Origin of the sequence: Streptomyces sp. NRRL S-455, from assembly GCF_000717875.1 — a bacterium.
Lineage (GTDB): Bacteria > Actinomycetota > Actinomycetes > Streptomycetales > Streptomycetaceae > Streptomyces.
The window spans coordinates 238,891-246,862 of sequence record NZ_JOCT01000005.1 but is presented as its reverse complement, the minus strand read 5'-3'; the positions used below and the strand labels follow the sequence as shown (position 1 = coordinate 246,862).

9 protein-coding genes and 1 pseudogene are annotated in these 7,972 nt (G+C 70.9%); 7 read left to right on the top strand and 3 right to left on the bottom strand.

The features are described 5' to 3' along the window. Positions 1-135: 135 nt before the first annotated feature. The 3 genes and pseudogenes from IE97_RS0110570 to IE97_RS0110560 form a co-directional block, all read left to right on the top strand. A pseudogene (locus tag IE97_RS0110570) lies at positions 136-1,104 on the top strand (AraC family transcriptional regulator); the annotation flags it as partial. Next, complete coding sequence (locus tag IE97_RS0110565) at positions 990-1,712, top strand: AzlC family ABC transporter permease (RefSeq protein WP_030235439.1); 723 nt, start codon at positions 990-992, stop codon at positions 1,710-1,712. The pseudogene IE97_RS0110570 and the gene IE97_RS0110565, both read left to right, overlap by 115 nt. After that, a complete protein-coding gene (locus tag IE97_RS0110560) occupies positions 1,709-2,020 on the top strand; it encodes an AzlD domain-containing protein (RefSeq protein WP_030235436.1) in 312 nt (103 codons plus the stop codon). Before IE97_RS0110565 ends, IE97_RS0110560 begins: the two co-directional genes overlap by 4 nt. Here the strand turns inward: IE97_RS0110560 and IE97_RS0110555 are convergent, their stop codons facing one another. Beyond that, entirely contained in the window at positions 2,021-2,962 is a 942-nt protein-coding gene (locus tag IE97_RS0110555; RefSeq protein WP_030235433.1) for a hypothetical protein, read from the bottom strand. It lies immediately after the preceding gene. 79 nt (positions 2,963-3,041) lie between these two features. Here IE97_RS0110555 and IE97_RS0110550 point away from each other — a divergent pair, with 79 nt between their 5' ends. The 4 genes from IE97_RS0110550 to recX all read left to right on the top strand — a co-directional run bounded on the left by IE97_RS0110550 (position 3,042) and on the right by recX (position 6,861). Continuing rightward, positions 3,042-3,236, top strand: a complete 195-nt coding sequence (locus IE97_RS0110550; RefSeq protein WP_030235428.1) for a DUF3046 domain-containing protein — start codon at positions 3,042-3,044, stop codon at positions 3,234-3,236. Between the two features lie 95 nt (positions 3,237-3,331). Further along, positions 3,332-4,603 (top strand): AI-2E family transporter, encoded by a 1,272-nt coding sequence (locus tag IE97_RS0110545; RefSeq protein WP_078603165.1) that lies wholly within the window; start codon positions 3,332-3,334, stop codon positions 4,601-4,603. A 285-nt stretch (positions 4,604-4,888) separates the two neighbouring features. Next, positions 4,889-6,013: a recombinase RecA gene (gene recA / locus IE97_RS0110540; protein WP_030235421.1), complete on the top strand. Its 1,125-nt coding sequence runs from the start codon at positions 4,889-4,891 to the stop codon at positions 6,011-6,013. A 2-nt stretch (positions 6,014-6,015) separates the two neighbouring features. After that, on the top strand, positions 6,016-6,861 hold the full coding sequence (recX, locus tag IE97_RS0110535; RefSeq protein ID WP_030235416.1) for a recombination regulator RecX: 846 nt from the start codon (positions 6,016-6,018) through the stop codon (positions 6,859-6,861). A 37-nt stretch (positions 6,862-6,898) separates the two neighbouring features. On the opposite strand, the gene IE97_RS0110530 is transcribed toward recX, so the two are convergent. Both IE97_RS0110530 and IE97_RS0110525 read right to left on the bottom strand, forming a co-directional pair. Further along, positions 6,899-7,324, bottom strand: coding sequence for a rhodanese-like domain-containing protein (locus tag IE97_RS0110530; RefSeq protein WP_106975318.1), 426 nt, complete (start codon positions 7,322-7,324; stop codon positions 6,899-6,901). After that, complete coding sequence (locus IE97_RS0110525; RefSeq protein ID WP_030235408.1) at positions 7,315-7,878, bottom strand: cysteine dioxygenase; 564 nt, start codon at positions 7,876-7,878, stop codon at positions 7,315-7,317. Before IE97_RS0110525 ends, IE97_RS0110530 begins: the two co-directional genes overlap by 10 nt. Positions 7,879-7,972: the final 94 nt, after the last annotated feature.

Genomic DNA, 7,972 nt, shown 5'->3' with positions numbered 1-7,972 from the left:
CGATGGGGTCGGAGACCAATTGACTGTCCGTTGACGCGCCAACCAGCTGCGGGCGGACACCCCCCGACACGTCCCCTTCCGTGCGTACGCGGGTGCGGGCCCGTGGATCTCATGTGTCGTGCGGAGAATGGTCGTATGACCGAGCGCGCGCGGCACTGGCAGTACGACGGACTGCCCGGGGTGGATCTGCTGCGGGCGCGGTATGTGCGCAAGACGTTCGTGCGGCATACGCACGAGAACTTCGTGATCGCTGCCATTGCCCAGGGGGTGGAGGTGTTCCACCACGGTGGAGGCGACCAGTACGCGGGGACCGGCGCTCTGGCGCTGGTGAATCCGGACACCCCGCACACCGGGCGGGCGGGGGTGCCCGAGGGGTGGCGGTACGGGGCCGTGTATCCGTCCGTCGACGTGGTGGCGGAGATCGCGGCCGAGACGACGGCGCTGCGGGGGACGCCCGGGTTCGTCAGTCCGGTGGTGGACGATCCCTATGCGGCCGGGTTGGTGCATCAGGTGCTGCGGGCGGCCGAGGAGGGCAACGCGCTGGCCGCCGACACGTTGCTGCGGGTCGCCGTGACCAGGCTGCTGCGGTTGAACGGCGGACCCATGCCGCGGCGGGAGGTGCGGACGGCGGGGGCCCGGATCGCGGCACGCGCACGGGGCGTGCTGGAGGAACGGATGACACGGCCGCCGAGTCTGGAGCGGCTGGCCGCCGAGCTCGGGGCCGGCCCGTTCGCGTTGCTGCGGGCCTTCCGGGACACCTACGGCATGCCGCCGCACGCGTGGCTCACGGACGCCCGGGTACGACGGGCGCGGCGGTTGCTGGACCTGGGGACGGCGCCCTCGGAGGTCGCCGTGGCCGTGGGTTTCACCGATCAGCCGCATCTCAACCGGCACTTCAGCCGGATCGTCGGGGTCCCTCCGGGCGCCTATCAGCGGGAGCGCAAGAACGTACAAGACCCGCGGTAGCCGCTGCTCGTAGCGTCGGGAGCATGGCAGAACGGACAGCTCTCAGAGATGCGGGGACCAGTGGGAAGGCGGACCGTGCCGTCGTGCGGGACGCCTTGGGCGTGGGGGTGGCCGTCGGGCTCTCCGGATTCGCCTTCGGAGTGACGTCGGCGGGCAGCGGACTCACCTGGGTGCAGACGTGTGCGCTCAGTCTGCTGGTGTTCACCGGAGCGTCCCAGTTCGCGCTGGTGGGGGCGCTTGCCGCAAGGGGTGGCCCGTTCACGGCCGCTGCCGGGGCCTTCTTCCTCGGCGTGCGGAACGCCTTCTACGGCCTGCGGCTGTCGCAGTTGCTGGCCCTGCCGCGCGCGGTGCGGCCGTTCGCCGCCCAGTGGGTGATCGACGAGACGGCCGCCGTCGCGCTCGCGCAGCCCACGCGGCGCGGTGCGCGGATCGGGTTCGTGGTGACCGGGCTGAGTCTGTATGTGCTGTGGAACCTCACCACACTGCTCGGTGCTGTTGGCGCCGGGGCCATCGGGGACACCGACGCGTGGGGACTGGACGCCGCCGGGCCCGCGGTGTTCCTGGCGCTGCTCGCACCCATGCTGAGGACCGGCACCGAACGGGCCGTCGCCGGGCTCGCCGTGCTGCTGGGGCTCGGGCTGCTGCCCGTGCTGCCCGCCGGTGTGCCGGTGCTGGTGGCCGCGCTGGCGGCGCCGGTCGTGCTCTGGGCGGACGGCCGGCGCAGGGGAGAGGGGGCTGAGCGGTGAACGTCTGGATCGCGATCGGTGTCACCGTCCTCGGGTGTTACGCCGTCAAGCTGGCCGGGTTGCTGGTGCCCGCGGGGGCTCTCGAGCGGCCTGTCGTCAAGCGGCTTGCCGCCCTGCTGCCCGTCGCGCTGCTGGCGGCCCTCACCGCCCAGCAGACCTTCGCCGACGGGCAGACGCTGGTGCTCGACGCGCGGGCCGCCGGGCTCGGGGCAGCGGCCGTGGCGCTGGTGCTGCGGGCGCCGTTCCTGCTCGTCGTCGCGGCGGCCGTGCTGGTGACCGCGGGGGTGCGCGCCATGGGGGCCGGGTGATCAGCTGACGGGGCGGCCGTAGGACCGGAGCGTTCGCAGGGCCTCGATCGTCACCAAGGGGCGGGCCTCCATGGTGGGTGCCGGGGCCCAGTGGCGCCAGCGTACGGGCCAGCCGCCGTCCTCCTGCTGCTCGGACGCGAGGTGATCCAGTGAGCGGGCCATCTCGTCGTCCGTGAACCATGAGCGAGCGAGCGAGTGCGGCGTCCTCGCGTAGTCGTGCGGGAAGTGGTGCTCGCCCGGGGCGTAGCCGGGTGAGACCGGGTACGCGTCCAGGTCGTCGGGGTCGGCCGCGAGACGATGGGCGCGTACCAGGCGGCCCAGACGGTCGGCGGCCGCCTGGGCCCGTGGGCGGTCGGGGGCGGAGTCCAGGAAGGCCACGGCGGCCTCGATCTCGTACGGGTGGGACTCCTCCAGGGACTCGACCGCCTGCCAGCAGAAGTCCGTGGCCCGGAACAGCCAGGCGTGCCACACCTCGTTGCGGTTGAGCAGTCCCACCACCGGCCCGGTGGCCAGGAGGGCGCTGGGCGGGTCGTCCACGACGGGCACGAAGGGGGCCGTCGGGAAGCCGCGCTGGCTCGGATGGATCGCCGGAAGGGCGCCGTCCGCCGTGGAGACCGACGTCAGGTAGCGGCACACGCGTTCCACGCGCTGGCCGGCGCAGCGGCCCACCGCGTCGAGGACGCCCAGGGCGTGCGCGGTGTGCAGCGGCTGGCTGACCGGGCCGCGCAGATCGGGCTCCAGCGCGTGGCCGTACCCACCGTCCTCGTTGCGGTAGGCGTCCAGAGCGGTCTCCACCGGGTCCGGGGCGCCGCCCCGGAACTGGTGGGCGAAGAGGCGCTGCTCGAGCACGCGCGCGGTGAGCCAGACGAACCGCTCCGCGCGCGTGACGGTGCTGTCCGGCGGGGGCGTCGGGGGGAGTGCGGAAGCTCCTGTTGCGGCCATGGGTCAGACCGTAGGGCGGAAAGCGGTGCCGACAGGCGGTCCCGGCTCAGGCCCACCCCAGGGGCGGGATACTGGATGCATGCGGTTGACGGTCTTCTGGCAGCGGATGGCGGAACACTTCGGTCCGGGCTACGCCGACACCTTCGCGCGCGACCATGTGATGTCGGAACTCGGCGGGCGCACGGTGCACGAGGCGCTCGAGGCGGGCTGGGACGCCAAGGAGGTCTGGCACGTGGTGTGCGCGGTGATGGACGTGCCGCGGGAGAAGCGTTGACCGTTCGTGGAGACCGCTGACTGGCCGCTGACTGCCTGGTGACGAAGATCGCAGGCGGGCAGACGGTTTTAGGCCGTGTGGGTGAGACTTGGTCCGTGGCACCCACTGACGAGACCGGGCAGCAAGCCCAGCAGTCCTCCCCGTTCGGTACGACGCCGCCCATGCCGCCCTCAGGGGGCGGGACGGCCGTCGGCCCGAACGGCCGTATGCCGCGCTGGCTGCCGCGCGCCATGGTGCTCGCCCTCGCCCTGGTCGCCGTGTTCCAGCTGGGCAGTTGGGCCTTCCACCAGCTCACCGGCCTGCTGATCAACATTCTCATCGCGTTCTTCCTGGCTCTCGCCATCGAACCGGCGGTGAGCTGGATGGCCTCGCGCGGCATCCGCAGGGGGCTGGCCACGTTCGTGGTCTTCATCGGCGTGATCGTCGTGTCGGCGGGTTTCGTGACGCTGCTCGGTTCCATCCTCGCGGACCAGATCGTCAAGATGATCGAGGGCTTCCCGGAGTACCTCGACTCCGTCATCCACTGGGTCAACACACACTTCAAGACCGACCTGAAGCGCGTGGACATCCAGGAGGGCCTGCTCCGCTCCGACTGGCTGCGCAACTACGTGCAGAACAGCGCCACGGGTGTCCTGGACGTGTCCGCCCAGGTCATCGGGGGTCTCTTCCAGCTGCTGACGATCGCGCTGTTCTCGTTCTACTTCGCCGCCGACGGCCCGCGACTGCGCCGCACGGTCTGTTCCCTCCTGCCGCCCGCACGGCAGGCGGAGGTGCTGCGCGCCTGGGAGATAGCCGTGAACAAGACCGGCGGCTACCTCTACTCCCGCGGTCTGATGGCCCTGATCTCCGGGGCGGCCCACTTCGTCCTGCTGCAGGCGCTGGACGTGCCCTACGCGCCCGTGCTCGCCGTGTGGGTGGGGCTGGTGTCGCAGTTCATCCCCACCATCGGCACGTACCTCGCGGGCGCGCTGCCCATGCTGATCGCGTTCACCGTGGACCCCTGGTACGCGCTGTGGGTGCTGATCTTCGTGGTGATCTACCAGCAGTTCGAGAACTACGTGCTCCAGCCCAAGCTGACCTCCAAGACCGTCGACATCCACCCCGCGGTCGCCTTCGGCTCGGTCATCGCGGGCACCGCGCTGCTCGGTGCGGTCGGAGCACTGATCGCCATCCCCGCCGTCGCCACGCTGCAGGCCTTCCTGGGGGCGTACGTGAAGCGGTACGACGTCACGGACGACCCCCGGGTGCACGGCCACCGCCGCCGGGGGGAGGGGCCGAGCCTGGTCACGCGCGCGAGGCAGCTGTGGGCACGGCGACCGGGGGCGGAGAAGTCCGAGGGCGAAGGGCCCGGGCAGGCCACCTCCTGATCTCGTCGCCGAGCGGAACACACGGTCCCGGCTGTCGGCCATGGCCGGCGCATCAGGGGCGACAGCGGGCCCGCACGTGTGTCCCGTGGCGCGCTTGACACGAAAATCGAACATCCATTCTTATTGAGCCTCCGGTCGGGCTCAACGGCGGGCACTTTGACATAGTTTGGGTAGAGAGGTGCCCGAGTTATCCACAGGCCGGACGTGCGTCGGGGCGCATTGTCAGTGGCAGGCGTTAGCGTCTTTGACGTGAAGCGATCGACTCAAGCAAATCGGGTGGAACCCATGGCAGGAACCGACCGCGAGAAGGCCCTGGATGCCGCGCTCGCACAGATTGAACGGCAATTCGGCAAGGGCGCGGTCATGCGCATGGGCGACCGGACCAAGGAGCCCATCGAGGTCATCTCGACCGGGTCCACCGCCCTCGACGTGGCGCTCGGCGTGGGCGGCCTGCCCCGCGGCCGTGTCGTGGAGATCTACGGACCGGAGTCCTCCGGTAAGACCACCCTGACCCTGCACGCGGTGGCGAACGCCCAGAAGGCCGGTGGCCAGGTCGCCTTCGTCGACGCGGAGCACGCGCTCGACCCCGAGTACGCGAAGAAGCTCGGCGTCGACATCGACAACCTCATCCTCTCCCAGCCGGACAACGGCGAGCAGGCCCTGGAGATCGTGGACATGCTGGTCCGCTCCGGAGCCCTCGACCTCATCGTCATCGACTCCGTCGCCGCGCTCGTCCCGCGCGCGGAGATCGAAGGCGAGATGGGCGACAGCCACGTGGGTCTGCAGGCCCGCCTGATGAGCCAGGCCCTGCGGAAGATCACCAGCGCGCTCAACCAGTCCAAGACCACCGCGATCTTCATCAACCAGCTCCGCGAGAAGATCGGCGTGATGTTCGGCTCCCCCGAGACCACCACCGGTGGCCGGGCGCTGAAGTTCTACGCCTCGGTGCGCATCGACATCCGCCGCATCGAGACCCTGAAGGACGGCACGGAGGCGGTCGGTAACCGCACCCGCTGCAAGGTCGTCAAGAACAAGGTCGCGCCGCCCTTCAAGCAGGCCGAGTTCGACATCCTCTACGGCCAGGGCATCAGCCGCGAGGGCGGTCTGATCGACATGGGCGTGGAGCACGGCTTCGTCCGCAAGGCCGGAGCCTGGTACACGTACGAGGGCGACCAGCTCGGCCAGGGCAAGGAGAACGCGCGCAACTTCCTGAAGGACAACCCTGACCTGGCCAACGAGATCGAGAAGAAGATCAAGGAGAAGCTGGGCGTCGGTGTGCGTCCCGAGGAGGCGGTTGCCGAGCCGGGCGCGGACGCCGCGGTCTCCCCGGCACCGGCCGACGCGGCGGCGGTGCCTGCCCCGGCGGCGGCCAAGAGCAGCAAGTCCAAGGCCGCCGCAGCCAAGAGCTGACCGTGACACGGCGAACCGACTGGGCGGAGTACGAGTACGCCGCCTCCGGTGTCCCACGGGGGAGGGGCACCGGAGGCGACACGGGCTCGGCCGTGGACGGGGAGGACCTTCACGGGGACGACGACCGGCTGTTCGGGGGTGACGGGGCGTACGGGGGCGGCTCCGAGGACGGTGGCTCATCCGGCGTGGGCTCACGTGGAGGCAGATCGTCCAGGGGCGGCTCGCGTGACGGCGGGACGCCCGAGGGGCGGCGTGGACGTGGGCGTCGCCGGCGTGGCTTCGGTGAGGTGATGACCGAAGACGGAGGTGCCCTTACCTCGTCGAGGGCCGAGCAGGGGGAGCCTCCAGGGGACCCGGTCGAGCAGGCTCGGGCGATCTGCCTGCGCCTGCTCACCGGGACCCCGCGGACCCGCAAACAACTCGCCGACGCCCTGCGCAAGCGGCAGATCCCGGACGACGCCGCCGAGGAGGTGCTGTCGCGGTTCGAGGATGTCGGCCTCATCAACGACAGCGCCTTCGCCGACGCCTGGGTGGAGTCCCGTCACCACGGCCGAGGCCTGGCCCGTCGTGCGCTCGCCCGGGAACTGCGGACCAAGGGCGTCGACTCCACGCTGATCGACGCGGCCGTCTCCCAGCTCGACTCCGAGCAGGAGGAGGCGACCGCGCGGGAACTCGTCGACCGGAAGCTCCGTGCCACCCGCGGGCTCGACCGCGACAAGCGGCTCCGCCGCCTTGCGGGCATGCTCGCCCGCAAGGGCTACCCCGAGGGCATGGCGCTGCGTGTGGTGAGGCAGGCGTTGGAGGAAGAGGGCGAGGACACGGAGTTTCTCGCGGACGAGGGATTCTGAGTCGGCAGCCGACCGGCTCACCGCTCGGGGCTCCGGCTCACACCACCGGAAGCCCCGCCCCTCGCCAGGCCTGGAAGCCGCCGACCAGATCGGTGGCGCGGTGCAGTCCCAACTGGCGCAGGGACTGGACCGCCAGACTGGAGGCGTATCCCTCGTTGCAGATCACGATGACGCGTAGGGCGTGACTCACGGCCTCCGGCAGGCGATGGCTGCCCTGCGGGTCGAGACGCCACTCCAGTTCGTTGCGCTCGACGACGAGGGCACCGGGGATCAGGCCGTCCCGTTCACGCAGCGCCGCGTAGCGGATGTCCACCAGCAGCGCGTCACCTGCCCGGGCGGCCTCGTACGCCTGCCGCGGCTCGATCCGTTCATAGCTCGCGCGCACACGCTCCAGCAACTCGTCGATACCGACGGGGGGCAGGACGTCGGAACTCACCTGCTGACCACTGTCACTCACTGCCAGTCCTCCGGCCGCTCCACCTGCTCGAGTCGCAGGATCGGCCCGCTGCGGCTGTAGCGGCGGATCCGCGGAAGGGGCGGGTAGTAGGCGTGCACGGAGATCGCGTGCCGGTCGGGGGACTCGTTGAGCACCTCGTGGACGTGGTGCCGGCCGAAAGCGCGGCCCTGCCCGGCGGCCAGCCGGCGATGCCGGTCGACACCGTCGGAGAGTTCGAGGGTCTTCCAGCCGTCGGTGGGCAGCCGCGCGGCGAGCGAGTTCTCCGTGAGCTCACCCTCAGCGGTCAGAAAGGCGCCGACGGAGTCGGCGTGGTCGTGCCAGCCGGTTCCCGTGCCGGGTGGCCAGCCGATCAACCAGGCCTCGCTGCCGCCTGGCCCGTCCAGCCGCACCCAGGTGCGGCCTTCAGGGTCGAGAGGCAGCGACGCGATCAGCTCCGTGTCGGCTGCCGTACGCCGCACGAAGTCGAAGAGGTCTGTCCGGGTTGGCGCAGAGCCGGCGGAGGGGACGGAGGGGGAGAGGGAAGGGGATGCGGCGAGGGATGCCGAACGGGATACAGACACGGGTGCCGTCCTGAGGGTCCTGAGGAGGGTTCGCGAGGCAGTCGCGACAGCCGCGGCAGAGAGAACGCGGCGCGCGCACTGAAGGAAGGAAGAA

Excerpts from the sequence above, each read along its gene's own strand:
- IE97_RS0110550 (WP_030235428.1), top strand. The coding sequence starts at position 3,042 with ATGCGGTTGACGGTCTTCTGGCAGCGGATGGCGGAACACTTCGGTCCG.
- IE97_RS0110555 (WP_030235433.1), bottom strand. The coding sequence starts at position 2,962 with ATGGCCGCAACAGGAGCTTCCGCACTCCCCCCGACGCCCCCGCCGGAC.
- IE97_RS0110565 (WP_030235439.1), top strand. The coding sequence starts at position 990 with ATGGCAGAACGGACAGCTCTCAGAGATGCGGGGACCAGTGGGAAGGCG.
- recA (WP_030235421.1), top strand. The coding sequence starts at position 4,889 with ATGGCAGGAACCGACCGCGAGAAGGCCCTGGATGCCGCGCTCGCACAG.